Genomic DNA, 25,102 nt, shown 5'->3' on the forward strand with positions numbered 1-25,102 from the left:
CGATGAACGTTCCGACAAACCCCGCAAGAATACGCGACCGGAGTCCAGGTGGGATCTCCACCGGCGCCGGTGCACGCCGACGCCCCGCACGGCAGGGCCGTACGGGGCGTCCATGTCGCGGTGCGCGGCCCGAGGGGATTGCTCCGGGGCCGCGGGCGGCCGCTAGTTGAACGAGTCGCCGCAGGCGCAGGAGCCCGTGGCGTTCGGGTTGTCGATCGTGAAGCCCTGCTTCTCGATCGTGTCCACGAAGTCGACTGTGGCGCCGATCAGGTACGGCGCGCTCATCCGGTCGGTCACGACGCTGACACCGCCGAAGTCCGACACGACGTCGCCGTCCATGGAGCGGTCGTCGAAGAAGAGCTGGTAGCGAAGGCCGGAACAGCCACCCGGCTGCACCGCGACGCGCAGCTGCAGTCCTTCCTCGCCCTGCTGCTCCAGCAGGCTCTTGACCTTGGCGGCGGCCGCGTCAGTCAGGATCAGACCCTGCTGGGTGGTCTCGCTGCTCTCAACCGTCATGTGCTGACTCCCGCGTCTGCGTCAACCGCCCTCCGGGAGCGGTCGATGGATTCTGACGTCTCAGGGTGGGCCCAAAGGGATGGTTTCCGCCTTTGCCGAAGGCCACACCCCTGAGCTCTCCCCAGATAGACGCTACCAACACCGCTTCGGCGCCACACATTCCCGGCCGGGCCCTCCCCGCGGCACCCGGGCTCGTGATCGCCGGTGAGCGCGGACCGGGTCGGGTCGGGGGCAGGCTGGCGCGGAGACCGGCGACCCCTGGCACGAAACGGACGAAGGATGTGTAATTATTAGTCGTCAGTTCGACGATAAGTCCCCGAAGGGGGTGTGGTCGTGACGACCACCGAGACCGGGATTCCGCTCTTCATCCTCGGCCAGGACGCCGACCCGCACAGCGAGCGTGGCGTGGAGTGTCCGGGTGAGCTGCCCCTCGCCTCCGATCCCGCGCTGGTCGAGCGCGCCCGCAAGGCCAAGGAACGGCTCGGCGACAGGCTCTTCGTGCTCGGCCACCACTACCAGCGCGACGAGGTCATCCAGTTCGCGGATGTGACCGGCGACTCTTTCAAGCTCGCCCGCGAGGCCGCCGCCCGTCCCGAGGCCGAATACATCGTCTTCTGCGGCGTCCACTTCATGGCCGAGTCGGCCGACATCCTCACCTCCGACGCCCAGAAGGTCGTCCTGCCGGACATGGCGGCCGGCTGCTCGATGGCCGACATGGCGACCTTCGACCAGGTCGAGGAGTGCTGGGACGCCCTGGAGGACGCGGGGCTCGCCGACCGCGTGGTCCCGATCACGTACATGAACTCCAGCGCCGACATCAAGGCCTTCTGCGGGCGGCACGGAGGGGCCGTCTGCACCTCGTCCAACGCGCGGCGCGCGCTGGAGTGGGCCTTCGAGCAGGGAGAGAAAGTCCTGTTCCTCCCCGACCAGCACCTCGGCCGCAACACCGCCGTGCTGGAACTGGGCATGTCGCTGGACGACTGCGTCGTCTACAACCCGCACCGCCCGAACGGGGGCCTCACCCGGGAGCAGCTCGAGAACGCCCGGATGATCCTGTGGAAGGGCCACTGCTCGGTCCACGGCCGGTTCACCGCCGAATGCGTCGACGACGTACGCGCCCGCATCCCCGGTGTGAACGTGCTGGTCCACCCGGAGTGCCGGCACGAGGTCGTGACCAAGGCCGACTTCGTCGGCTCCACGGAATACATCATCCGCAAGCTTCAGGAGGCCCCAGCCGGCTCGTCGTGGGCGATCGGCACCGAGCTGAACCTGGTCAAGCGGCTCGCGGGGATGTTCCCGGACAAGGACGTGACCTTCCTCGACCGGACCGTCTGCTACTGCTCCACCATGAACCGGATCGACCTGCCGCACCTGGTGTGGGCGCTGGAGTCGCTCGCCGACGGCGAGGTGGTCAACCAGATCACCGTCGACCCCGACACCACCCACTGGGCCAAGGTCGCGCTCGACCGCATGCTGGCGCTTCCGTAGTGGGGCCGGGGGCGCCGCGCGACCGGCTCACAGGCCGGGGGCGCCCCAGACCGGGAACCAGCGGGCGAGGTCGGGTTCGATCTTGAGCTCGCCCGCGAGCACCCCGCGCATCTGCAGTTCGAGCGCGTTGTCCCGGTGGGTGCCACCGGTGGGCGCGAAGGGGTAGAAGGTGCCCTGCTTGTACAGGTAGACGATGGCGAGCCGCCGGCCGCGCGGGTCGGCGAAGGTCACCAGCGAGCACAGCAGGGACGGCCCGAAGCCGTTCGCCTCCAGCGTCGAGTTGACCGCGTGCAGGTCGGTGACCAGCGACGCCACGTCCTCGGCGGGGCGGCGGACCACCAGCCAGGTGTAGCCGTACGAGTCGGGCGCCAGCTCGGTGCCCGTGCCGAGCAGGGCCTGGATCTCCTGTTCGAGCCGGACGAAGGCGCCGCCCTCCGCGGCGCGGAAGCACACCGACCCGACGCCGGCGGGGGTGAACCCGGTGGCCGCCTGCAGGGTCACCGCCGCCGACGGCAACGCGAACAGCGCGTCGAGGTCCGGCTTCGCCGGTTTCGACCTGCCGAGAAGCGCGTCGAACCAGCCCATCAGCGCCCCAGCTCGGCCGAGATGCCGGAAAGCTGCTCCAGGCGGCGCTCCAGCGACGGGTGGGTGGAGAACAGGGACGCGACGCTCTGTCCGGAGAGGGCGGGCGCGAAGTAGAACGCGTTGAACGGCTGCGCCTCGCGCAGATCCTGCGTCGGGATCCGCGCGATCTCGCCGCTCACCTTCGTGAGCGCGCTCGCCAGTGCGGACGGCTGCTGCGTCAGCAGGGCGCCCGCGCGGTCGGCGGCCAGCTCGCGGTAGCGGGACAGGGCCCGGGTCAGCAGGAAGCTCACCGCGTAGACGATGCCGGACACCAGCAGGATGATCAGCCCGACGGGCGGGCCGTTGTTGTTGTCCCTGCGGCCTCCCGCGAGGCCGCTGTAGAGCGCGAACCGGGTCATCAGCCCGGCCACCACGCCGAGGAACGAGGCGATCGTCATGACCGCCACGTCGCGGTGCGCGACGTGGGACATCTCATGGGCGAGGACGCCTTCCAGCTCCCGCGCGTCGAGCCTGCGCAGGATGCCGGTCGTCACGCAGACGACCGCGTTCTTCTGGTTGCGCCCGGTGGCGAACGCGTTCGGCACGTCCGAGTCGGCGATCGCCACCCTGGGTTTGGGCATGTCCGCCATCGCGCTCAGCCGGTCGATGATGCCGTGCAGCTCAGGGGCTTCCTGAGGGGAGACCTCCCGTCCGTGCATCGCGAACAACGCGATCTTGTCGGACAGGAAGTACTGCACCAGCAGGAAGCCCGCGGCGATCACCAGAACCACGACCGCCCGCACCCCGACCGCGATCAGGATGGCCATGAACGCGACGTAGAGCAGGCCGAGCAAGAACATGGTCGCGACCATCCGGGTGGTCAGACCACGATCAGGGGCGAACCTGGTCCGGGACATCAGCCCGGGATGAGCCCGGTGTCGCCGAGCATGTCCCGCACTTCCTCGATCGAGGCGTCGGCGGGAGGCAGGATCAGCTCGGACGGCTCGAGCGAGTCGTCGGGCAGGGACTTGCCCACCTGACGGACCTTGTCCAGAAGCGCGTGCAGCTTGACCCGGAAGACCGCCTCATCCTCTGCCTCGATGGCGGCCTCAAGCTCGTCGTCCAGGGCGTTCAGAACGTCGAGGTCGGCGTCGGCTATCTGGATCTGGCCTTCTCCCATGATTCTGACGATCACAGGCCCTCCCCCGGCTGCCGAATCTGCTGGGTCTGCGGCGCCTGCTGGGCCGCCTGGCCAGGCTGCCCGGCCTCGATGGCGCTCTTGGGAGCCGGACCCTGCCCGAGCTCCGCCTTCATCCTGGCGATCTCCAGCTCGACGTCCGTGCCGCCGCCCATGCGGTCGAGCTCGGCCTGGATGTCGTCGCGCTGACCGGTGAAGTCGTCGAGCGCGCCGCTGGCGAGCAGCTCGTCGATCGCGCCGGCGCGCGCCTGCATCTGCGCCGTCTTGTCCTCGGCGCGCTGGATCGCGAGGCCGACGTCGCCCATCTCCTCGGAGATGCCGGAGAACGCCTCGTTGATCCGGGTCTGCGCCTCGGCCGCGGTGTAGGTGGCCTTGATGGTCTCCTTCTTGGTGCGGAAGGAGTCCACCTTGGCCTGGAGCCGCTGGCTGGCGAGGGTGAGCTTCTCCTCCTCGCCCTGCAGGTTGTTGTACTGGATCCGCAGGTCGGCGATCTGGGTGTTGAGGCCGTTGCGGCGGGTCAGCGCCTCACGCGCCAGGTCCTCCCGTCCGACGGACAGCGCCTGCCTGCCCTGGTCCTCCAGTTTCTTGCCCTGGGCTTCGAGCTGGTTGATCTGCAGTTCGACCCGCTTGCGGCTGGTGGCGACGTCGGCCACGCCCCGGCGCACCTTCTGCAGCAGCTCAAGCTGGCGCTGGTAGGAGTAGTCCAGGGTCTCCCGCGGATCCTCCATCTTGTCCAGTGCCCTATTGGCCTTCGACTTGAAGATCATGGAAAGTCTTTTCATCACGCTCATGCGCGTCGGCCGTCCCCTTCTCAAGGTTGCGTGGGTAGCCCCAGCCGTATTCAGTCGCCCAAAAGCGGCCAAGCCGCCTTGGTTCACCCTACGCATAACGCGTGAGGGCGTCACTAAGTTGCACTCCCGGTAGGCTGGGCGACGTGTTCGGACGTCGTAACCAGGCCACCACGGACGAGACCCCCATCTCCGTCCAAGATCCTAAGCCTCAGGGCAAGGGCCGTCCCACCCCTAAGCGGAGCGAGGCGCAGGGGCGCCGCCGCTCGCCCGTCACCGCACCGGCCAACCGCAAGGAAGCCTACCGCCAGCAGCGGGACCGGGACCGGGTGCAGCGGGCCCGGCAGCGTGAGGGCATGCTCCGTGGCGAGGAGAAGTACCTCCTCCCCCGTGACAAGGGTCCCGTGCGCAGGTTCGCCCGGGACTGGGTCGATTCCCGGCGTCTCCCCGGGCAGTACTTCCTGCCCGCGGTGCTGGTCATCATGCTGCTGTCGGTGGTCCCGTTCCCGCCGCAGATCCGCGTGGCGGTTCTGACGGTCTACACCCTGGCCCTGCCGATCGTGATGGTCGCGGTCATCGGCAACTCGTTCTACGTCGGGTACCGGGTGAAGCAGGCCGCCGCGCAGAAATTCCCCGGCGAGAACCTGAAGGGCATCGGCTTCTACGCCGCGATGCGCTCCTCGCAGATCCGCCGCCTGCGCTTCCCCAAGCCGATGGTGCTGCCCGGCGGCAAGCCGGTCACCCCGCCGTCGAGCTGAGGGCGGGCGGGTTCCGGTACGGCCACCGCGACGCGGTGGCCGTACGCCGTTCCGCCCCTTCCCCTCCTCCTACGGCGTCGTACCGACGGTCACGCCCGGGTTGCCCGTTTCCCGGTCGTCCACGGCGACCCATCCGAGCGCCCCATCCGTCACCTGGGGGGCGAGCCGGCCCTTGATCGGCTGTCCCGAGACCAGCGCGTCGGCGACGGTCCTGAGCAACGCGTAGTACGAGGTCCAGTCCGGCCCGCCCGTGAAGGTTCCGCCGTTCTCGGCGATCGATCCCGCGACGTCCCTTCGTACTGAGTCGACCAGCAGGTACTCACCGTTCCGGTCGTCGCCGACGGGGATCATCCGCCCGCTCCACCACTCGTCACGCGGATCGTCGGTGTAGTCGACGCCCTCCTGCCGGCACAGGTGCCGCCAGGTGTCGCGGATCTCCTTCACGCCGGACATCCCGTACCGGTAGAGCCGCAGGCCCCCGGTCTCCGGCGTGACGCGGGAGCCGTTGTGGCGCAGCAGCGAGGCGCGCAGGTCGTCGGGGAACCGCACGCCCATCTGGGCTTCGGCGACGGCGATCGTCCCCGCCCTCGCGGGCGGGCGCAGCGTGCGGAACGTCCGGGGCGCGTTGGCCTTGAGCCACCTCTCGATGCGCCGCCACTGCCGGTTCACGGCGCGGGTCACCCGGGGCCGCACCGGCCGGACCACGGGCCTGCCCACGGTGGGCGCGCACGCCGGGTCCGGCTTCTCCTCCGGCTGCACATGGTCCTCGGGATCCGCCCCACCGGTGGCGGATGTCACAGCGCCGACGCCGCTGCCCAGGCAGCCGTCCCCGACACAGGGGACGCTGTCCGGGTGCCGCGCGTCCGCCGAGGTCAGCGGATCTTCGTGGAAGGTCGTGGCCTCGACGTAGCGGACTCCCAGCGCGAGCAGGCAGACGACCACCGCGGCCCCCACCAACCGGTGCAGCCGCCTTCGGCTTCGGACCGGCTCGGGCGGGAAGGACGCGACCTCGGCCGTGCCGGTGCCGGGTTCGCCCCCTCTCCGCGGGACCGGACGGCTTTGGTCAGGACGTGCCAAACCGCCGATGGCGCCGTCCGCCGCATGACCGGACGCACGCCCTGAAACACGGCCGGGCACGCCGCCGGAGGCAGGGTCCGCGCGGCGCCGGAACAGGAGGAACACGGCCCCGACGATGGTCGCGGCCACTGCGGCCGCGAGCGCGAGCCGTATCAGACGAGAAGGGATCAACCGCCGCACCGGGGCACACTACCGCCAATCCGTCCCAGGTCTGATCCGCTCCCGCGCGACGGCGGCGGTCCCGATCCGGGCTCCTGCGCGGCTTCCCGGGCTGTACGGGCGGGTCGTGGCACTATGGCGACCGGCGTCGCGCCCGGGGCGGCCGCGGGAGAGAGCCGTACCGGTCGCTTGGGGGGCGGCGAGACGATCGCGAAGACGGAGCGGGGATGAGGACCAGCAGGCGGGGATTCTGGACCGTGGCCGCGGGGCTCGCGGCGACCGCGGTGGGCTGGGGCGGCGGCAGGGTGGTGGCGTCGGTCCGCGGGGAGACTCCGGGGAGGATCGCATCGGGAGACGACCCGCACGGAAGTTCGGCGCACGGCCCGCAGCGCCCCGGCTCCTCGCCGACCGGCAACGTACCCCCCGCCGCGGCGGACATCCCGCAGGGCCGCGGGATCACCACCACGCTGACGCCCTTCCTGGACGCGCTCCGCGTCCCGCCGGTCCTCCGCCCGCAGGAGCAGCGGCTGACGATCGAGCTACGCTCGGTGAACCGGCGGCTGCACGCGCAGCTCCCGCCGACCCGCCTGTGGACCTACGGCGGGCATTTCCCCGGCCCGACCATCGAGGTGCGGCGCGGGCAGCGGCTGGAGGTGGCCTGGCGCAACGTCATCGACGACCAGCGGGTGCCGGTCACCGCGGTGGAGGTCTACGCCCCGGTGGGGGTGCAGCCCAACCCGTACGTCGTGCCGGGGCGCAGCGGGGGCACGCCGCGCGCGGACGTGGCCGCGATCCCGCCGTGGCTGGTCGTGCACCTGCACGGCGCCGTCACGGGGGCGGGCCAGGACGGGTGGTCGGAGAACGGGCAGTTCCCCGGCGAGACGCAGATCGTGGAGTATCTCAACTCCCAGCCGGCGTCGACCCTGTGGTACCACGATCACTCGATGCACGTCTCGACGTGGACGCTCTTCGCCGGGCTGATCGGCATGTACCTGATCAGGGACGATGAGGAGGACCGGCTCAGGCTCCCGGGTGACGACCGCGAGATCCCGCTGGTGATCACCGATCGCAACTTCGAGGTGGACGCGGACGGACGGCTCACCGGCCGCCTGCTGCACAAGGTGACCTACGCCGACGCCGCGCCGCCGCACATCACGGCCGGGTTCCGCGGGCCGTACACGCTGGTCAACGGCACGATCTGGCCCTATCTGGACGTGAAGCCCGCCTGGTACCGGTTCCGGATCCTCAACGCCTGCAACACCCGCACGTACCACATGATGATCATCGATGAGGAGACCGGGCGGCCGGTGAAGGGGGCGGTGCGGCAGATCGGGACGGACGCCGGGCTCCTCCCCGCACCGGTTACCGTCGACTCACCGCTCATCCTGTCGCCCGGGGAGCGGGTGGACATCCTGGTCGACTTCTCGAAATCCGGCGGGCGGCGGCTGCGGCTGGTGAACGTGCTGGACGACAACCCGCCCGCCCCGCCCATCTCGCGGGAGTCGTCTCCGGGGGTGCCCACGCCCGGCCTGCCGTACCCGCAGATGATGCAGTTCCGGGTCGCGGCCGGGGGCGGAGCCGACTCGTTCACCCCTCCCGCGGTGCTCTCGTCCTCGTTCGCCCGCCTGACGTACGGCGCGCTGCCAGCGGACCGCTATCACCGGATCGTCGCCACGAAGGTGCTCGGCGGGCGGCACGCCGAGATGTGGGAGATGGCGGAGGTGGACGCGGCGTCGGTGCGGATCCCGTCGGACGGCGTGGTGCAGCTCCGGGGAGCGGACGGCCGGCTGCGGACCTTCAAACGGATCTCCCGTAACCCCGACGACACCGTGAACTTCTACAGCGAGCTGGGCAAGTGCGAGCAGTGGACGTTCATCAACGTCGCCACGGCGCTGCACCCGATGCACATCCACCTGATGCGCTTCCAGATCCTGTCGCGGGAGGTCTACGACGTCAGCGGGTTCGACATGAAGCTCTGCGGCACCACCCGGCCCCTCGAGTTCAAGGAGACGGGCGTGGTCGAGGAGGGAGAGAAGGGCTGGAAGGACGTGGTCCGGCTCGGCGACGCGGAGGTCGTGGAGATCGCCGGCACGTTCGTGGGCGGCACCGGGCGGTACGCCTACCACTGCCACCTGCTGGAACACCAGGATATGGGCATGATGCGGCCGATCATCGTCTTCCCGCCGGGGATCGCGGCGATGCGCCTGGCACACCAGCGCACCGCCTGATCGACCGGGTGTTCTAGTGTTCCGCTTATGGAATTCCGCCATCTCGGCCGGAGCGGTCTCATGGTCAGTGAGATCAGCTACGGCAACTGGATCACGCACGGTTCCCAGGTTGAGGAGGACGCCGCGCACGCGTGCGTGCGCGCGGCCCTGGATGAGGGCATCACGACCTTCGACACCGCGGACGTCTACGCGGGCACGAAGGCCGAGGAGGTGCTCGGCCGGGCGCTGAAGGGCGTGCGCCGCGAGTCTCTGGAGATCTTCACGAAGGTCTACTGGCCGACCGGGCCCGGCCGCAACGACCGCGGCCTGTCACGCAAGCACATCATGGAGTCGATCAACGGGTCGCTGCGGCGGCTCGGCACGGACTATGTGGACCTCTATCAGGCGCACCGCTTCGACTTTGAGACTCCTTTGGAGGAGACCCTCCGGGCCTTCGACGACCTCGTACGGCAGGGCAAGGTGCTCTACGTCGGTGTCAGCGAGTGGAGCGCCGACCAGATCTCCCAGGCGTTGAAGATCGCCGAGTCGATGGGCTTCGACCGCCTCGTCTCGAACCAGCCGCAGTACTCGATGCTGTGGCGGGTCATCGAGGCCGAGGTCGTGCCGCTGAGCGAGCGCGAGGGGCTCAGCCAGATCGTGTGGTCGCCCATCGCGCAGGGTGTGCTGACCGGCAAGTACCTGCCCGGGCAGCCGCCGCCCGCCGGCTCGCGGGCGACGGACACCACCGGGTCGCGGTTCATGGACAGCCTCATGTCCGACGAGGTGCTGCGCCGGGTGCAGGAGCTGAAGCCGGTCGCGGCTGACCACGGGCTCACCATGGCCCAGCTCGCCGTGGCCTGGGTGCTGCAGAACCCCAACGTGTCGTCGGCGATCGTGGGCGCGACCCGTCCCGAGCAGGTCCGCGACAACGTGAAGGCGGCCGGGGTCAAGCTCGACGCCGACACCATGCGCAAGATCGACGAGATCCTCGGTCCGGTGGTCGAACGCGACCCGGCCAAGACGGTGAGCCCGGCGAGCCGGCCGTAGCGAGCCGCGCTCCGGAAACGAAGGCGCGGCGCGGATCCCTGCCGGTAGGGGATCCGCGCCGCCCCGGTCAGAGCCCGGCGCCGTACCTCGCGTGGCGCCGGGTCAGAAACGGTCCCAGTCGTTGTCGGCCGCGCGCCACACGTCGATGTTGCGCGGGTCGGCGACCATGCGGCGGGCCCGGTGCGTCTCGTGCTCTTCGGGCGTGAAGACCCGGTGGCCGTCGCACAGCTCGTACCGCGGCCCGTGCTTGGGCTCGAACATGTAGAACGCGATCGACGTGGACGCGGAGTGGTTGACCAGGTCGGAGGGGATCGGCACCTTCTTGTGCAGCGCCCGCGCCCGCCCGCGCATGACGTGGTCGAAGCTCTTCATCATGAAGCACAGGTGCGCGACGAAGTACTCCTTGTTCCGCTGCAGCGCGAGGCTGTGGTGGAACCGGTCCTCCGAGCGGAGGAACGCCGAGATGTCGCCGACGTAGTCCGAGACCTGGAAGCCGAGGACCTTGGTGTAGAACTCCAGGCACTCGTCGTACTTGTCCGTGGCGAGGAAAGGGTGCACCAGCTTGCGCGGGCGCAGCTCGATCGTCGGCGGCTCGGCGTACTCCTGGAACTCGGTGAACAGCTCGATGATCAGGCCGTTCGGGTCGCGTACGGCGAAGCCGTCCTGGCACAGGCCCTTCATCCGGTCCTGGAGCGCCAGCACCTCGAGACCGGCGGCGGTCACCCGCTCGCGCAGGTCGGCGAGCACCTCGGCGGACTCGACGCTGAAGCCGATCGCGACGGTGTGCGACGCCGAAAGGCTCGGGTCGCTGATCAGCTCGATGCAGTGGTGCTCGATGTCGGCGCGCAGGTAGGCGTACTCGTCGGTGTGCCGCTCCAGCTGGAGGCCGACGTGGTAGCGCAGGAACTCGATGGTCTCGGCCATGTCCGGGACCAGGATCCGCGCGTACTCCATGCTGTGGGGCCCCCTGCGGCGGGCGCCGTCAGTCGTCATGTCAGTTCCTCATCGGTCGTGGTCGTAGGGGGGCGCGCACGTCAGTACGCGAAGGTGACGATCGCCTGCCGGTCGATCACCGGGCGCCAGCGCTCGCGTACGAACTCCTCGTGGGAGTCGCTGCCGAGGTAGTCCAGGAGATCCTGCTCGGTGTCGAACTCGACGACGAACCCGTGCGTCATCGTGGTGTCGCGGGTGCTGATGTTGCGACCGCTGGCCCAGTTGCGCATCGTGGGGTACTTCGCCGGGAAGGTGTCCAGCTCCGCGAGGACGGCGGCGACGGTCTCGTCGGGGACGTCGGCGCGGAACCGGAACACCAGCGTGTGCCTGATCATGGACGCCGCCTCAGAGGATGAAGCTCAGCCGGGCGCCCGGGGCCATCGTCTCCATGGTCGGGATCGACCTGCGGAGCCGGAACCTGAGCCCGTCGTCGTCGACCAGCAGGACGTGCTCGTAGCGGCCGACGTACGAGAACGCCTGGTTGTCGCGGTAGCGGTGGATGATGAAGTTGGCGGCGACCCAGACCGTCTCGTCCCCCTGCTCCAGGATGATCACGTTGGAGATCATCCGGTGGGTGCGGGAGTGCGGGTTCTCGGCGTGCGCCTTGCGGCTCTTGAGCCGCTTCACCCTGGCCTTGAGCAGGTCGTGGTCGTCGCACATGAAGGCGCCGGCCGTGGAGCTGTCCCACCCGTTCCAGTCGGTGGTGGTGACCTCCATGCGGCCGCCCTCCTCGAAGAGGGCCAGCCACTCGTCCAGGCGCCACTCGTCGAGCAGCATCGCCTCCCGGTAGAGGAAGTCCTCGGCTTCCGCCCTGGTCACCGTGCGGCGGCCCATGGTGCTCTCCTTACGCTGGTCCATGCTCTCCACCTGTCCCGGCCGCTCAGGCACCCGGGGTTCCGTCACCCTCGACGCGACGCGACCACTGCCGCCAGAAGCTGCGCATCGCGCCCTCGTCGATGGAGCGGCCCTGGTTGCCCTGCTTCTCGTTCGCCATGCCGCGCGACATGTCGCTCCAGTCCCAGGCGGGGTCGGCCGAGTCCGCGGTGGCCTCGATGCCGCGCTGCACCGCCTCGTACGCCTCGATGTCGTCGGGGGTCGCGAGCCCTCCGGGGCCGACGAAGCTGACCATCGTCTTGATGCGCAGCGCCCGGACCTCGTCCGGCTCGCCGGTCTCGACGAACTGCCAGGCCCGCACGTCCGTGCGGCCCGCCTCGACCGGCTCGATCTGCCGGATGGTCAGCGCCTCCAGGTCGAACAGCAGCAGGTTGGGGAACACGTACAGGATCCGGCTGGCGTCGGCGACCTCGGCGGCGAGCTCCTTGCCGAGGCGCTGCTCCATCTCCTGCCGCTTGGCGGCGATGCGCTCCTTCTCCTCCGGGCCGAAGCGCGGCTCCCACACCATGCCGATGCGGCCGTTGTGCCCGGTCAGGATGAGCAGCCCGTGGCCGTCGCCGAGGTCGTAGGCGTACTGGTCGTCGTCGGTGACCGCGAAGCCGGTCTCGCGCAGATAGCCCACGAAGGTGTTGTGGGTGGGGGCGAAGTGGTAGCCGTCCATGGCGTTCTCGACGGCGAGCTTCCAGTTGCCCTTGACCGAGTAGAGCTGGACGCCGGGGACGGTCTGCATGCCCTGCGGACCGATCTTGGCGGTGAGCGACATGTAGTGCGCGGCCTCACCGAGGTGGGTCAGCAGGTCCGGCACGTCCGGGTCGAAGGAGATGAAGACGAAGCCCTCGTGGCTGTCCACGCGCGGGACGGAGCGCAGCCGGTGCCGCTCCTTGAAGCCGGGGACGTCGGCGTACGCCTCGTCACCGGGCAGCGCGGCCAGCTCGCCGGAGTTGCTGAACGCCCAGGCGTGGTAGAAGCACTGGAAGAACTTGGTGTTGCCCTCGTTGTGCCGGCACAGGATGGTGCCGCGGTGGGTGCAGGCGTTGAAGAACACCTGGATCTTGCCGGAGGAGTCGCGGCAGAAGATGAGCGGCCGGCCGCCGAGCGTGCGGGACTTGAAGTCGCCCGGGTTCGGGATCTCGGTCTCGTGCCCCAGGTACAGCCAGGTGTGGCCCCAGATGCGGGACGTCTCCTGCTGGAACAGGGCGGGCGACCGGTAGGCCGACCTGTGCACCTTGAACGTCAACGCGTCCCAGTCCTCGTGGACGAGGGAGCGGTTGGGCGTTCCACCGGGGTCCGTATGTGTCAACTGCGTCATCGCCGCGGTCTGGCCCTTCTTGCGATTTGAGCGAGAATTCGAGATACCGTCTCGCAATGTGATGCTGGCCCGGAGCCTTGTGGAATGTCAAGAGGGTCCGGCTCATCCCTGTTCAGGGGAAATCCGCCCCGCGACGCGCGGGCACGCTCGCGCCGCCCTGGCGGGGTCACCCGACGGGCACGTGGCGCCCCGGATCGGCCCCGCGCCGGACGGCGGGCCGGGCGGGCCGCCCCGCCGGCCGGTCGAATGGTACGCACGGGCGGCCGGTCACCTACCGGTCAGGGGCCTTCCGGGAGCCAGACGGCGTCACGGAAGTCCGCGCGCGGCGGCGCGAAGACGTCCACGTTGACGCACGGCCCCTCGACGGGCTCGATGTAGTGCTCGGCCCCCTTGGGCACCAGCAGCATGGAGCCCGGCCCGAGGTCGTGGCCCACGCCGTCCACGTAGTACGTGCAGCGGCCCTGGTGGATGAGCACGAGCTGGTCGAAGTCGTCATGGTGGTGCGGGTTGAGGGTCATCCCGACGGCCAGCTCGTGCCAGGCGAGCATGATCTCGTCGGTGGAGTACACCTTGCGCCGCACTCCGGGGCGGATCTCGGTCGCGGGGATGTCGTCCCAGTTCACCGCGACGCCGTACAGGTGCTGGTTGAACATGGTCGTTCCTTTCTCGGCGTCCTTCACCGGGCTACCGATTCCGGACTGGGCAGGTCGCGCGCCACGGCCGCGGTGGCGCGCAGCGCGGATCCGAGGAACTGCAGGTCGGACCCGGCGATGACGTACGCGGCCGAGCCGAGCCCGGCCGCGGTGATCAGCGCGGCCTCCGGGCGGGCCACCCAGCCGCCGAAGGCCGTCCCGGTCGCGCGGGCGGCCGCGGCGATCTCGGCGACCCGCGCCGCGAGCGCCGTCTGGTCGGCGGCCCCGGCGAGGCCGAGGCCGACCGCGAGGTCGGTGGTGCCGACGAAGGCGACGTCGAGGCCGCGGACGAGGTCCGTGAGCGGGTCGCGGGTCGTCGCGGTCTCGATCTGCCCGACGAGCAGCGGCGGGGCGAGCCCCTCGGCGGCCAGGTACGCGGCCAGGTCGGCCGCGCCGAAGCCCGCCGCCGGGTGCGCCAGGCTGACGCTGCGCTCGCCGTACGGCGCGTACCGCGTGGCCGCGACCAGGGCGGACGTCTCGGCGGCGCGGGTCAGCATCGAGAGCTGCACTCCGGCAGCGCCGCTCTCCAGCACGCGGTTGATCCACGCCGGGTCCACCGAGGGCACCCGGACCAGGGCGGGCAGCCCCGTGGCGGCGGCGTGCCGTACCAGCGCGAGGACGGTCTCGTCGGTGAGGGCGGAGTGCTCGCCGTCCACCACGACGAAGTCGAGCCCGGCCTGGCGGGCCAGGTCCACGCAGTCGATCGTCGGCAGCTTGACGAACGTGCCGGTGACCCGGCGCCCGGCGGCGAGCGCGGCCCGCAGCCGCCGCCGGGCGTCCGTCACCGGGGTGGTCCAGGTCACCGGGAGCCGGCCGGCTCCGCCGCCAGGCCGCGCCACGGGGTCGGCTCGACCTTGCGGCCCTTGTGCAGGATGAGGGCGGGTTCGAGCCGGGGCGCGACGATCGAGTTGCCCGCAGCGTCGGGCAGCACCGTCTCGTCGGTCTCGGCGAGCACCGTGACATGGGCGGGGCCCCCTTCGACGAGGGTTCCGTACCCCTCGGCGTCGAGGCCGAGGACGCGGGCGGGGGCGATCGTCATGCGCGGCGCGATCTCGTCCATCGGCATGCCGAGCGCGAGCAGCTTGGCCGCACTGGTGACCAGGTCGAACACCGGTCCGCGCCAGTTGCGTCCGCTGGTGTCGGAGGTGAGCAGGTCCGGGAGGAAGCCTTCGGCGATGGCCTGCCGGGCGACCTCGAAGCTGAGGTTGCTCTTGCCGTGCGCGCTGTCGAACAGCACGCCGCGCGCCCTGGCCTCCTGTACGGCGGGGATGACCTTGCCGTCGTCGAGGATGCCGTGCGGCTTGCCGGTGTAGCAGTGGGCGACGATGTCGCCGGGGCGGAGCATCGGCAGCACGTCGGGCAGCGGCTCCTCGGTCTCGCCGATGTGGACCATGAGGGGCAGGCCCGCCTCGTCGGCGAGTTCGAGCGACGTCTTCAGAAGGGACCGCCAGGCCGGGCCGACGACGTCCTCCGACAGCCGGATCTTGAAGCCGCGCACCACACCCGGGTTCTCCCTGGCCACGGCCAGCGCGTCCTCCGGGACCAGCGTCGCGGGGTTCAGCAGCTCTCCGAAGCGGAAGTCGATCAGGCCGAGCACCGACACGTTGAGGAAGTTCACCAGCCGCATCTCGGCCCGGCCGACCACGTACGCGTCGAAGGCGGCGAACGTGGACGCGCCGACCGTGCCCGCGTCGGCGGCGGCGACCACTCCCCTGCGCAGGTGGGCCTCGTCCGGCGGCGCCCCCACCTTCGACACGTGCTCGAAGATGTGCGTGTGGCCCTCCACCAGGCCGGGGAGCACCCAGCGGCCGGAGCAGTCCACGACCTCCCGCGCCCGGTCCTTGGCGCCCTGGTCGAGGGACGGCGCGATCCGCGCGACCCGGTCGCCCGAGATCGCCACGTCGGCCACCGCGGACGTCCCCGCCTCGGTGTCGAAGACGGTGCCGTTCGTCAGGACGAGATCGTAGGAAACATCTGTCTCGGTCATCGAATCTCCTTGAGCGTGGAGACCCCGGCCTGTGGACGGGGGAGCCGCCGCGGCACGGTGCCGCGCGGCGGATGCGGACAAAGCGAGTGCCCCGACGGGGTGTCGGGAAGAGGGGTGAGGTCAGGAGTGGCCGGGAAGCGCCCGGTATCGGGTGCGCAGGGGCAGCACCCCCGGCACGGTGATCTCCACCTCGTCGCCCGGACCGAGGAAGACCTGGCGGTCCTGCCCTGTGCCCGCCGGAGTGCCGGTCAGCACCACGTCTCCGGGCTCCAGCACGGCGAAGTGCGAGATCCGCGAGACCAGGTCGGGCACCGGGAAGATCAGCTCGGCCGTGCTGGAGTCCTGGTGGACGACGCCGTTGACGGTCGCGCGGACCGCGATGTCCCCGGGGTCGGGCACCCCGGACAGGTCGAGCACCGAGGCGCCGAGCGCGCCGAAGCCGGGGAAGCTCTTGGCCAGGGACGGCGTGCCGGTGGCCGCCATGACGTCGCGGGCGGTCATGTCGTTCGCGGCGGTGACGGCGGCGAGGTGCTCCCACACCTGCTCGGGCCGTACGCGGGACATGCGGCGGCCGACGACGAAGGCGACCTCGGCCTCGTAGTCGACCTGGCTGGACCGGTCCTGCGGCAGCTCGACCTCCGCCCCCGGCGCCGGCACGGCGGACGGGGCGCGCAGGAAGAGGATCGGCTCCTTCGGCACCGGCCGTCCGGTCAGCTCGGCCTTCGAGCGGTAGTTCAGCCCGACGCCCCAGATCGCCCGCGTGCGGGCCAGCGGCGCCAGGAGCTCTCCTTCGAGGTCGGCCAGCGGAAGTCGGCGCAGCTCGCGCGCCCGCCGGGCGGGCGCGAAGCCCTCGCCCAGGGCGAGCAGTTCGGCGACGTCGCCGCACGACAGGTCGAGGAGGACGGCCTCCCGGCCCTCGACGCGGGCCAGCCCGCCGGGGGTGGCCACCAGGTTGAGCGCGGTCATCGGGCCGCCACCGCAGACCGGCCGTACGCCGGGGTGAGGGGGACGGTGGTCAGGGCCGCGAGGGTGCCCACGCGTCGGGTTCGCATGCAGGCTCCTTGGTTCCCGTCGTCGCCCACGCCCACCGCCGGGGGGGTCGGCGGTATGGGCGTGGGCGACCGGGAGGGGGGTTGGAGGGATACGCACGAACGTAGGAGGAAGATTCCACCCATGTCAATATGCGAAACAATATCTCGTATTACGTCACACCCCACGGGAAGCCGGTGCGGCGCGGAGCGGAGTGGAGTGCGGGTGGTTGTGGAGGCGCGCGTAGGACCGTGCCCCTGTACCACCGCGCCCACGCCGGCCGCGGGAGCGGCATCGCCGGAGGCCCGCTGTCACGGCGCGCCGGAACAGCCACCCGCCGCAGCGCAGCGGCACTCATCCGCCGGGCGGAGGTGGATTCGGTGCGGGTGGATTCCGTGCCGACCGGCGGGCCAGGCGGACGTGAATGCGCGGACGTGAAGGCAGTGCAGGCCGGTCAGGCGGGTGAGGAGGTGGCGCCGCCCAGTTCGACGGACAGGCGGCGCGAGAGGGCGCGCAGCGCCTCTGTCACCTGGTGCTCGGTCTCTCCGGCCAGGGCGGCCACTGTGCTCACCACCGCCATCGACGCGACGATCTGGTCGCCCTCGAAGATCGGCGCGGCGATCACGCGTACACCGTGGTCGGCGGGCGAGTTGACCGCGATGCCGGTCAGCCGCACCTCGTCGATCAGGTCGCGCAGGTCGGGAGCGGTGCGGAGTTTGCGCGCCAGCCCGGGGACCTCCCCCACCGGCAGGTACGCGCAGAAGACGCGGCCCTGCGCCGAGCGGAGCAGGTCGAGCGTGGAGCCGGTGCGCACGCTGAGCCGGATGTCGCCGTCGGTGTTGTCGACGCAGCGCACGACGACCGGGCTCTCGCCGTTCCAGACGCTGAGCACGGCGGTCTGGTTGGTCTCGCGGACCAGGAGGTCGAGGTACGGCCCGGCCGCGGCGGCGATGGGCAGCCCGGCGCGGGCGGCCGCCTCCAGGGCGAGGATCTCGGGCCCCAGCGTGTAGGTCGCCTGCTGGGCGTCGTACCGGAGCAGGTTGGCCGCCCGCAGCGCCCGCGTGTAGCGGTGCGCGGTGGGCTTGCTGGTGCCGAGGCGGGCGGTGATCTCGCTCAGGCTGAGCCGGGGATGTTCGACGGTGAACGCGCTCAGGATCAGCGCCGCGCGGCGTACGGTCTGGATCGCGGGGGCCTCGTCGCGTGCTTCGGGGGACGCATCGGACTGGTTCGCGTCGTCGCGCCGCCGTGGCCCCGGCATTCCGTCTCCTCCGTCGAGTACCCCTTACGTCGGATGGGACTCTATCCAGGGACGCGCCGGAACGCATGCCACTTGACGTTCAACCTCGGAATCAACGCGACATTCACACGGCATCCGACGAATGCCCCGGAACCGTGCTGAGCGCCGGGTTGACGAGCGGCGCCAGGTTGTTGACCGCCGCGGCGGCCTCTCCGAACCCGACGGAGATCAGCCGGACCTTCCCGTCGTAGTCGCTGATGTCGCCGGCGGCGAAGACCCGTTCCAGGTTGGTCCGCATGGACCGGTCGACCAGGACGTGCCGCTTGCGCAGGTCGAGGCCCCACTTCTGAACCGGGCCGAGGTCGGCGATGAAGCCGAGCGCGGCCACGACGGTCTGCGCGGGCAGGGTGACCCGCTCGTCGCCGCGGACCCGCTCGACGGTCACCTCGCCGATCGCGCCGTCACCGGTGATGTCGGCCACCTCGAACGGCGTGAGCACCCGTACGGAGGACGCGCGCAGCCGGGCGACGCTGTGCTCGTGGGCGCGGAAGGCGTCCCGGCGGTGGACCAGCGTGAGCGAGCGGGCGATCGGCTCCAGGGCGAGTGCCCAGTCGACGGCCGAGTCGCCGCCGCCGACCACCACCACGTCCTGCCCGGCCAGCTCGTCGAGCTTCCGGACGAAGTAGCGCAGGCCGCGCCCGAGGTACTCGCCGCCCACGGGCAGCTCTCTGGGGGTGAAGGTGCCGATGCCGCCGGTGAGGAGCAGCGCCTTCGCCCGTACCCGGGTGCCCGCGTCGGTGACGACCTCGACCGCGTCGGCGTCGTGCCGCAGTTCCAGGGCGCTCTCCCCCAGCAGGTAGAGCGGCTCGGCCTGGCTCGCCTGGGCGACCAGGGCGTCGACCAGCGCCTGTCCCTTCACGGCCGGATAGCCGGCGATGTCGAAGATGTCCTTTTCCGGGTACAGCGCGGCCACCTGGCCGCCGGGCTCCGGCAGGGAGTCGATCACGGCGACGGACATGCCGCGGAACCCGGCGTAGTAGGCGCCGTACAGCCCGGAGGGGCCGGCGCCGACGATGACCAGGTCCACCTCGTGAAGCGGGGGCGGCCCGCCGTTCTCCGCCGGCTCGCCGAAGCCGTACCCGTCGGAGGCGGCGGTCACGACGCGTCCCCGGAGACGGCGGGATGGTCGGCCCCGGTCCGGCCGACCTTGCGCGCGCCCCCGGGGGAACCGAGGCCGGCGAAGAACTCGGTGTTGATCTGGGCGAATCCGGCCAGGTTCGGCGGTAGGTCCTCGTGGTGGTAGATCGACGTCACCGGGCAGACCGGTTCGCATCGGCCGCAGTCCACGCACTCGTCCGGATGGATGTACATCATCCGGTCTCCCTCGTAGATGCAGTCGACCGGGCACTCCTCGACGCACGATTGGTCCTGTACGTCCACGCACGCGTCGGTCACGACGTAGGCCATCAGTCCTCCTGGGATGGGCGCCCGCGCGGGAACGGGGGGACGCGCGAGCCATTGGCCGGAGGCCCGCCACCAGAAGGGCGGGCCGGGAGCGGCGGGAGCCGTGGGAATCCGGTTGGCCTGCGGAATCGGCCTCTCCACCGACGTGAGGGAACAGTAGGTTCCGGCCGAGAACGTTGTCAAGATACGAGATGCCATCTTGGATTGAGTTACCATCAGTGTGATGCGGGCCACCCGCCCCATCGCGGAGCCCGAGCGGAACTCTGGAGAGCCCGTGACGACCGACCCCCTGGAAGGCCTGCGGAGCGCCGCGCACGGCGCGATCGACGGCGAGCGGATCGTCGAGGCGGTGCGGCTGCTCGCCGCCGGCCCGAGCCCGCGCGGAGCCGAACGCGCCGCCGCCGATCGGCTCGCGGAGTGGGCGCGGACGCGGTGGCCCCAGATCTCGTGGCGGCGCGACGCGATCGGGGCCGCGGGCGCCAACCTCGTGGCCACATCGGCCCAGGGAGATGCCGACCGGCCCCGGGACGTCCCCGGGTCCCGCGCTCTCCGCGGCGCGCCAGGCGGCGGGGAACTGCTCCTCTACTCCCACCTGGACACGTCCCTGCCCGGCGATCCGGAGCGGGACCGATGGACCACGGGGGTCGACACCGCCCCGGCCCCGCTGACCGTGGACCGCGAGTCGGGCACGCTCGCCGGGTTCGGCCTCGGCGTGGCGCGGGCCCCCGCCGCCGCCGTGCTGGCCGGGTACGCGGCCGCCGTGACAGCGCTGCGGAACGCGGGCGTCCCCCACCGGCTCACGCTGCTGCTGGCCGGCGGTGGCACGCACGCCTCGCCGTTCGCGGCGACCCCGGAGTCGGCCGCGCCGGTCGGCGTCGAGGAGTACCTCCGCTCCGGCCCGCGTCCGGACGCCGCCGTCGTGGCCAAGTGCGGCCCGCCCGGGATCCTGTACGAGGAGCCGGGGGCGGCCTTCGTCCGGGTGCGGCTGGGCACCGGGTACCGTCCGGTGCTCGCCAGGGACGCCGCGCCGCCGGCCGGCGGGCTGATCGCGCACCTCGGCGAGGTGATCGGCGTCCTGGAGCGGTGGCGGGAACGGCACGTCGCCGCCCGCGCCGGAGTCGGCGGCCAGATCGCGGCGGAGGCCGGAATCGGCGCGGTGCGCGGCGGCCTGGCGGCCAAGCCGGATCTGCTGCCCGGAGTCGTCGAGCTGCACCTCTATCTGGTCACCGTGCCCGGGGACGACGTCGCGCGGATCGCCGCCGACATCCGGGCCGCGCTGGAGACCGGCCTGCGCGGGGGCCCACTGGAGGGTTGCGCGCTGTCCGTGACGGCCCGGACGGCCCATCCCTCGGGCGCGACGCCGCCGGACGCACCCGTCGTACGGCACGCCGCCGCCGCCTGGACCCGCGAGCACGGGGCCGCGCCTCCGCCCATCTCGGGCTGGAAGGGCTCGACCGACGGCGTGGTACTGCGCGGCCACGGCGTACCCACCGTGCGGGTCGGCCCCGCTGTACGCGCCGATCCGGCGGACCCGCGGAGAGATGTCATCGAGTTGGACACTTTGCTGCGATTCGCCCGGATTTATAGCGAGATCGTCGTGCGGCATGTCGTTTACGGCGAATCAGTCATCGAAGCGTCTCACTCCTGAGAAGATCGTCGTCGCCGGACAGCTCCGCTCCATCCCGTGGAACACATCTCCGATGCCAAGACGATGTCTCGGAACATGGAACACGAGCGTGCCCCCGGGCCACCACCCCGACACAAAGGAAGCCATATGGGTGACGAGACCACGCCTGCCGTTCCTGGCGCAGGGGCCGAGCGGGCGGCCCCGGCGATCCAGACCGTCCAGCGCGCGGCCATGATCCTCAGTGCGTTCACGGTCAGCCGTCCGCAGCTCAGCCTCAACGAGCTGACCGCCAGCCTGGGCACCAGCAAGGCGACCGCGCATCGGTACACGAAGGCGCTGCGCGAGAGCAACCTGCTGCGCTACGACGACCGTGAGGCGCTTTACTCCCTCGGCCCGCAGATCCTGACGCTGTCGGCCGCCGCGCGGGCCGGGATGCCGGTCATCGGCATCGCCGGGCCGTACATGCAGCGGCTGGTGCGCGAGATCGACGAGACCGTGGTGCTGAGCGTCTGGGACGGTGACAGCGCGGTGGTGGTGCGGGTGGACGACAACACCGACCGCGTCATCCGGGTCAGCGTACGCACCGGGACCCGGCTGTCACGGACCGAGTCGGCCCAGGGCCGGGTCTTCTGCGCGTTCCTCCCGGAGGGCGAGGTGCCGGGGCTGGCCGAGGAGCTGGCGGCGTCCCCGGAGCTGCGGCAGGAGCTGGAGCGGATCCGCGAGGAGAGGATCTCGGCCAACACACCGTCGGTGAACGGCGTGCGCACCATCGCCGCCCCGGTCTTCCGGGACCGGATCCCGGTCGCGACGATGGCCGTCGTGGCGACCACGGACTCGGTGCCGCCGGGCAGCGGCTCCCCCGCCGCCGAGGCGCTCAAGCGCGTCACCGACGAGATCACCGCGGAACTCGGGCGGGAGAGCCACCTCCCGGACGGCACAGCGTGAGCGGCGTCTCGGCTACCTGAACGGTGTCACCGCCGGCGTCTGCGACACCGTCGCCGGCGGTCCGGGGCCCTGGGTCCGGCAGCGGAAGGACCGTCGGGCAACCCTCGGGCAAGGCGCGGCCCCCATTGAGGGTGTGGGCATACTGATCTCCATGACTGATGCGGAACTCCGGGAGAGATTGGCCGATCTGCTGACTCGGGACCAGAGCGATCCCGAGGTGCTGCGGCAGATCGCCTACACCAATGACGCGCTGGGCAACGAGCACGAGGCGCTGCCGTACTACGAGAAGGCGCTGGAGGTGGGCGCGAGCGATCGGCTCGGCACGTGGACCGGCTACGGCAGTACCCTGCGCGTGTGCGGCCGTTATGAAGACGCGTTGGCGGCCTTTGACAAGGGGCTTGCGGAGTTCCCCGGCGATCCGGGCCTACGTACGTTCCGCGCGATGGCGCTGCACAACCTGGGCAGGCACCGTGAGGCCGTACAAGACCTGTTGAAGATCATTGCCGAGACCAGGCAGGTCGGGGGATACGAGCGAGCGGTGGAGTTCTACGCGGAGAACCTCGATCTCACAGTCTGAGCGAAGGCAGCCTCGGCGAGTGCCTGCGAGTCGCGGCTGGTCAAGGCACTCCGCACCGGCCCCGACCACGAGCTTCTCCCCGTACTTCGACGGGGAGAAGCTCGGCGTCCAGTAAGGTCCGCATACGTTCACCTGGCCAAAGGATCTCCGGCCGTCACAGGTCCAGGACGAGCTTCGGCGACGCCGCGCGGCCGACGCAGATCATCATGGTCCGGCCGGACTCCCGCTCCTCGGGCGTGAGCAGCGAGTCCCGGTGCTCCGGGGTGCCGGCGAGGACCCGCGTCTCGCAGGCCCCGCAGTACCCCTTCTCGCAGTCGTAGGAGAGGCCGGGGACGGCCTCGCGCACCGCCTCGATGAGGCGCTGGTCCTCCTTGACCCGCACCGTGCGGCCGGTACGCGCGAGATGGACGTCGAACGCGGTGTTGGCGGCCGGATCGAACGCCGCCTCCAGGTCGTCACCGGCCGCGAACCGCTCGATGTGCAGCCGGTCGGTGAGGCCGCGATGGGCGCAGGCGCGCTCGACCGCCTCGATCATCCCGGCGGGGCCGCAGCAGTAGATCGCGGTGCCCGGCCCGGCCGAGGAGAGGATCGCGCCGAGGTCGGGCAGCCCGTGCTCGTCCTGCGGCAGCAGCGTGACGCGCTCCCCCGCGTGCTCCACCAGCTCGTCCCGGAACGCCATGGACGAGCGGGACCGGCCGCCGTAGACGGCGCGCAGGGCCGCCCCGTCGCGGGCAGCGGCCCGGACCATGGCGAGGATCGGGGTGACGCCGATGCCCCCGGCGAGGAACAGGTAGTCCTCGGCGGGCACGAGCGGGAAGTGGTTGCGCGGCCCCTTCACCGTGAGGGTCACACCCGCCGCGGCGAGGTCGTGCAGCTCGGCCGAGCCGCCGCGCCCGGCGTCCTCCCGGAGGACGGCCACGCGATAGGTGGCGCGGTCGTCCGGGTCGCCGCAGAGGGAGTACTGCCGGATGCGGCCCGAGGGGAGGCGGAACTCCAGGTGCGCGCCGGGCGCCCACGCGGGCAGTTCCGCCCCGTCCGGCGCGGCCAGTGTCAGCGACAGCACTCCGTCGGCGACGGTGTCCGCCGCCGTGACGACGACGTCGAACGGCGTCGCCTGCTGGAAGGCCGCCGGCGCGACCCCGGAGGACGGCGCGCCCAGGCGGGCGCCGGGCGTGAAGACGGCGGGGATGGCGTCCCAGCCGGACTGGTTGCCCCGGGTGGGGTAGGCGATCAGGCCCTCTTCCAGGACCGTGAAGTCGGGCAGCCGGGTGAGTACCTGGATGATCATCTCCCGGAACATGGCGCGGGCCAGGTGGGCGCCGGCGCAGCGGTGCGTGCCGATGCCGAAGCTGAGGTGGCGGGTGGCGTCCCGGTCCAGCCGGATCTCCTCCGGCTCGGGGAAGACGGCCGGGTCGTGGTTGGCCGCCACCCACGGGATCAGCACCCGCTCGCCGGAACGCACCGGGCAGCCGCCGATCTCGGCGTCGGTCAGGGCCGTACGCGCCATCGACTGGGAGGGGGCGAACGCGCGGAGGAACTCCTCGGTGGCCGTCTCCAGCAGGTCGGGCGACTCGATGAGCCGGCGGCGCTGGTCGGGGTTCCGGCTGAGGTGCACGAGGACGGAACCGGTCAGCGACGTGGTGGTGTCCACGCCGCCGGCGACGAGCAGGCCGATCACGGAGACGAGTTCGTCCTCGCCGAACGGCTCCCCGTCCGGGCGGCGCTGCGCGACGAGGTGGCTCACCGCGTCGTCGGCCGGTTCCTCGCGGCGGAGCCGTACCAGCTCGCGGATGCGGCGCTCCATGTGGGCGAGGCCCTCGGCGCCGCGGCGGGCCCGCTCGCTGTCGGCGGGCGCGGCGAAGATGTCGTGGATGGGACCGGCCAGCGGGGCCCAGTCCTCCTCGGGGAAGCCGAGCCAGTCGAGGGTGACCGCGGCGGGCAGCGGGTTGGTCAGGTCGCGGACGAAGTCGGCCGAGCCCAGCTCGACGAACTCGTCCACGATCCGGGTCGCGTGCCGGGCGATCATCGGCCGGAGCCGCTCGACCGCGTCGGGGGTGAGCAGCGGGTTGATGAGGTCGCGGTACCGCGTGGACTCCGGCGGGTCCAGCTCGATCGGGTACTGCTCCAGGCCGGGTCCGCTCGGGATCACGATCGCGACGCGGTCCGGGCCGGCGGCGGCCCGCGAGGAGGAGAAGGTCCCGTCGTCGCGGGCCACGCGGACCACGTCGGCGTAGCGGGTGGTGTAGACGTAGCCGCCGTGGACCTCCGTACGGCCGACCGGGCACGCTTCGCGGAAAGACGCGTAATAGGCGACCGGGTCCTCCGTGCAGAGGGCGGAGTGGTGGTCGAAGTCAACCTGTCGGGTCATGATGCACAGGCCCCACATACATGGACGACGCGCGGTGTTTCCCAGCCGCGCCACTGGGTGTCTGTGGTCCCGAGAGTCTAACGGCGCTCACAACGCGAGACAATGTCTCGTTTTTCGCGACAGGTCACGAAAAACGAGACTCGGGAAGGATTCGCGCCGGCCAGCCCCGGGAGGGGCG

The 25,102-nt window shown here is 71.2% G+C and carries 25 protein-coding genes; 7 read left to right on the forward strand and 18 right to left on the reverse strand.

Annotation, left to right across the window (positions count from 1 at the left end):
* Positions 1–162: 162 nt before the first annotated feature.
* Positions 163–516: an iron-sulfur cluster insertion protein ErpA gene (erpA, locus tag ACQP1V_RS30865; RefSeq protein ID WP_061256525.1), complete on the reverse strand. Its 354-nt coding sequence runs from the start codon at positions 514–516 to the stop codon at positions 163–165.
* A 333-nt stretch (positions 517–849) separates the two neighbouring features.
* Here erpA and nadA point away from each other — a divergent pair, with 333 nt between their 5' ends.
* Positions 850–2,004 (forward strand): quinolinate synthase NadA, encoded by a 1,155-nt coding sequence (gene nadA, locus ACQP1V_RS30870; protein ID WP_433413509.1) that lies wholly within the window; start codon positions 850–852, stop codon positions 2,002–2,004.
* Between the two features lie 27 nt (positions 2,005–2,031).
* Here the strand turns inward: nadA and pspAB are convergent, their stop codons facing one another.
* From pspAB to ACQP1V_RS30890, 4 genes are read right to left on the reverse strand one after another with little or no spacing between them, the layout of a single operon-like run.
* A complete protein-coding gene (pspAB, locus tag ACQP1V_RS30875) occupies positions 2,032–2,589 on the reverse strand; it encodes a PspA-associated protein PspAB (RefSeq protein ID WP_433413510.1) in 558 nt (185 codons plus the stop codon).
* On the reverse strand, positions 2,589–3,485 hold the full coding sequence (gene htpX / locus ACQP1V_RS30880) for a zinc metalloprotease HtpX (protein WP_433413511.1): 897 nt from the start codon (positions 3,483–3,485) through the stop codon (positions 2,589–2,591). Before htpX ends, pspAB begins: the two co-directional genes overlap by 1 nt.
* On the reverse strand, positions 3,485–3,763 hold the full coding sequence (gene pspAA / locus ACQP1V_RS30885) for a PspA-associated protein PspAA (RefSeq protein WP_067128127.1): 279 nt from the start codon (positions 3,761–3,763) through the stop codon (positions 3,485–3,487). The genes htpX and pspAA overlap by 1 nt, the downstream gene beginning before the upstream one ends.
* A complete protein-coding gene (locus tag ACQP1V_RS30890) occupies positions 3,760–4,557 on the reverse strand; it encodes a PspA/IM30 family protein (protein WP_084258631.1) in 798 nt (265 codons plus the stop codon). The genes pspAA and ACQP1V_RS30890 overlap by 4 nt, the downstream gene beginning before the upstream one ends.
* 143 nt (positions 4,558–4,700) lie before the next feature.
* Between ACQP1V_RS30890 and ACQP1V_RS30895 the strand changes: the two genes are divergently transcribed.
* Positions 4,701–5,312: a DUF3043 domain-containing protein gene (locus ACQP1V_RS30895; protein ID WP_433413513.1), complete on the forward strand. Its 612-nt coding sequence runs from the start codon at positions 4,701–4,703 to the stop codon at positions 5,310–5,312.
* Between the two features lie 69 nt (positions 5,313–5,381).
* Here the strand turns inward: ACQP1V_RS30895 and ACQP1V_RS30900 are convergent, their stop codons facing one another.
* Positions 5,382–6,266 (reverse strand): SMI1/KNR4 family protein, encoded by an 885-nt coding sequence (locus ACQP1V_RS30900; protein WP_433413514.1) that lies wholly within the window; start codon positions 6,264–6,266, stop codon positions 5,382–5,384.
* Positions 6,267–6,775: 509 nt separating this feature from the next.
* Between ACQP1V_RS30900 and ACQP1V_RS30905 the strand changes: the two genes are divergently transcribed.
* Together ACQP1V_RS30905 and ACQP1V_RS30910 are read left to right on the forward strand one after the other, a co-directional pair.
* The gene (locus ACQP1V_RS30905) at positions 6,776–8,776 is read left to right on the forward strand and encodes a multicopper oxidase family protein (protein ID WP_433413515.1); all 2,001 of its coding nucleotides are present in this window, start codon (positions 6,776–6,778) and stop codon (positions 8,774–8,776) included.
* A gap of 27 nt (positions 8,777–8,803) precedes the next feature.
* Positions 8,804–9,802, forward strand: coding sequence for an aldo/keto reductase family protein (locus tag ACQP1V_RS30910; protein WP_433413516.1), 999 nt, complete (start codon positions 8,804–8,806; stop codon positions 9,800–9,802).
* A 102-nt stretch (positions 9,803–9,904) separates the two neighbouring features.
* Here ACQP1V_RS30910 and ACQP1V_RS30915 read toward each other — a convergent pair whose 3' ends face one another.
* The 11 genes from ACQP1V_RS30915 to fdxA form a co-directional block, all read right to left on the reverse strand.
* The gene (locus ACQP1V_RS30915; RefSeq protein WP_387408700.1) at positions 9,905–10,795 is read right to left on the reverse strand and encodes a VOC family protein; all 891 of its coding nucleotides are present in this window, start codon (positions 10,793–10,795) and stop codon (positions 9,905–9,907) included.
* 41 nt (positions 10,796–10,836) lie between these two features.
* A complete protein-coding gene (locus ACQP1V_RS30920; RefSeq protein WP_433413517.1) occupies positions 10,837–11,130 on the reverse strand; it encodes a Dabb family protein in 294 nt (97 codons plus the stop codon).
* Positions 11,131–11,140: 10 nt separating this feature from the next.
* A complete protein-coding gene (locus tag ACQP1V_RS30925; RefSeq protein ID WP_433413519.1) occupies positions 11,141–11,653 on the reverse strand; it encodes an aromatic-ring-hydroxylating dioxygenase subunit beta in 513 nt (170 codons plus the stop codon).
* A gap of 22 nt (positions 11,654–11,675) precedes the next feature.
* Positions 11,676–12,998 carry an aromatic ring-hydroxylating oxygenase subunit alpha gene (locus ACQP1V_RS30930; protein ID WP_387408697.1) on the reverse strand — a complete coding sequence of 441 codons (1,323 nt, stop codon included), beginning with the start codon at positions 12,996–12,998 and terminating at the stop codon, positions 11,676–11,678.
* Positions 12,999–13,276: 278 nt separating this feature from the next.
* Positions 13,277–13,651 (reverse strand): AraC family ligand binding domain-containing protein, encoded by a 375-nt coding sequence (locus tag ACQP1V_RS30935; protein WP_067128914.1) that lies wholly within the window; start codon positions 13,649–13,651, stop codon positions 13,277–13,279.
* Between the two features lie 23 nt (positions 13,652–13,674).
* Positions 13,675–14,493, reverse strand: a complete 819-nt coding sequence (locus ACQP1V_RS30940) for an aldolase/citrate lyase family protein (protein ID WP_433413520.1) — start codon at positions 14,491–14,493, stop codon at positions 13,675–13,677.
* Positions 14,490–15,677, reverse strand: a complete 1,188-nt coding sequence (locus ACQP1V_RS30945; RefSeq protein ID WP_433413521.1) for a hypothetical protein — start codon at positions 15,675–15,677, stop codon at positions 14,490–14,492. Before ACQP1V_RS30945 ends, ACQP1V_RS30940 begins: the two co-directional genes overlap by 4 nt.
* A 120-nt stretch (positions 15,678–15,797) precedes the next feature.
* Positions 15,798–16,643, reverse strand: a complete 846-nt coding sequence (locus ACQP1V_RS30950; protein ID WP_433413522.1) for a fumarylacetoacetate hydrolase family protein — start codon at positions 16,641–16,643, stop codon at positions 15,798–15,800.
* A gap of 517 nt (positions 16,644–17,160) precedes the next feature.
* The gene (locus ACQP1V_RS30955) at positions 17,161–17,964 is read right to left on the reverse strand and encodes an IclR family transcriptional regulator (protein WP_387408693.1); all 804 of its coding nucleotides are present in this window, start codon (positions 17,962–17,964) and stop codon (positions 17,161–17,163) included.
* Between the two features lie 103 nt (positions 17,965–18,067).
* Complete coding sequence (locus ACQP1V_RS30960) at positions 18,068–19,102, reverse strand: NAD(P)/FAD-dependent oxidoreductase (RefSeq protein WP_433413523.1); 1,035 nt, start codon at positions 19,100–19,102, stop codon at positions 18,068–18,070.
* Positions 19,099–19,410 carry a ferredoxin gene (gene fdxA / locus ACQP1V_RS30965; RefSeq protein WP_067128091.1) on the reverse strand — a complete coding sequence of 104 codons (312 nt, stop codon included), beginning with the start codon at positions 19,408–19,410 and terminating at the stop codon, positions 19,099–19,101. Before fdxA ends, ACQP1V_RS30960 begins: the two co-directional genes overlap by 4 nt.
* A 220-nt stretch (positions 19,411–19,630) precedes the next feature.
* On the opposite strand from fdxA, the gene ACQP1V_RS30970 reads away from it, so the two are divergent.
* The 3 genes from ACQP1V_RS30970 (at position 19,631) to ACQP1V_RS30980 (ending at position 22,556) form a co-directional block, all read left to right on the forward strand.
* Positions 19,631–21,055 (forward strand): hypothetical protein, encoded by a 1,425-nt coding sequence (locus tag ACQP1V_RS30970; protein WP_433413524.1) that lies wholly within the window; start codon positions 19,631–19,633, stop codon positions 21,053–21,055.
* 126 nt (positions 21,056–21,181) lie between these two features.
* On the forward strand, positions 21,182–21,979 hold the full coding sequence (locus tag ACQP1V_RS30975; RefSeq protein WP_433413525.1) for an IclR family transcriptional regulator: 798 nt from the start codon (positions 21,182–21,184) through the stop codon (positions 21,977–21,979).
* Positions 21,980–22,130: 151 nt separating this feature from the next.
* Complete coding sequence (locus ACQP1V_RS30980) at positions 22,131–22,556, forward strand: tetratricopeptide repeat protein (RefSeq protein ID WP_433413526.1); 426 nt, start codon at positions 22,131–22,133, stop codon at positions 22,554–22,556.
* A 154-nt stretch (positions 22,557–22,710) separates the two neighbouring features.
* Here the strand turns inward: ACQP1V_RS30980 and ACQP1V_RS30985 are convergent, their stop codons facing one another.
* Positions 22,711–24,924 (reverse strand): cytochrome P450/oxidoreductase, encoded by a 2,214-nt coding sequence (locus ACQP1V_RS30985; protein ID WP_433413527.1) that lies wholly within the window; start codon positions 24,922–24,924, stop codon positions 22,711–22,713.
* Positions 24,925–25,102 lie beyond the last annotated feature (178 nt).

The sequence above is a fragment of the Microtetraspora malaysiensis genome (genome assembly GCF_050947145.1).
Classification (GTDB): Bacteria; Actinomycetota; Actinomycetes; order Streptosporangiales; family Streptosporangiaceae; genus Microtetraspora_A; species Microtetraspora_A malaysiensis.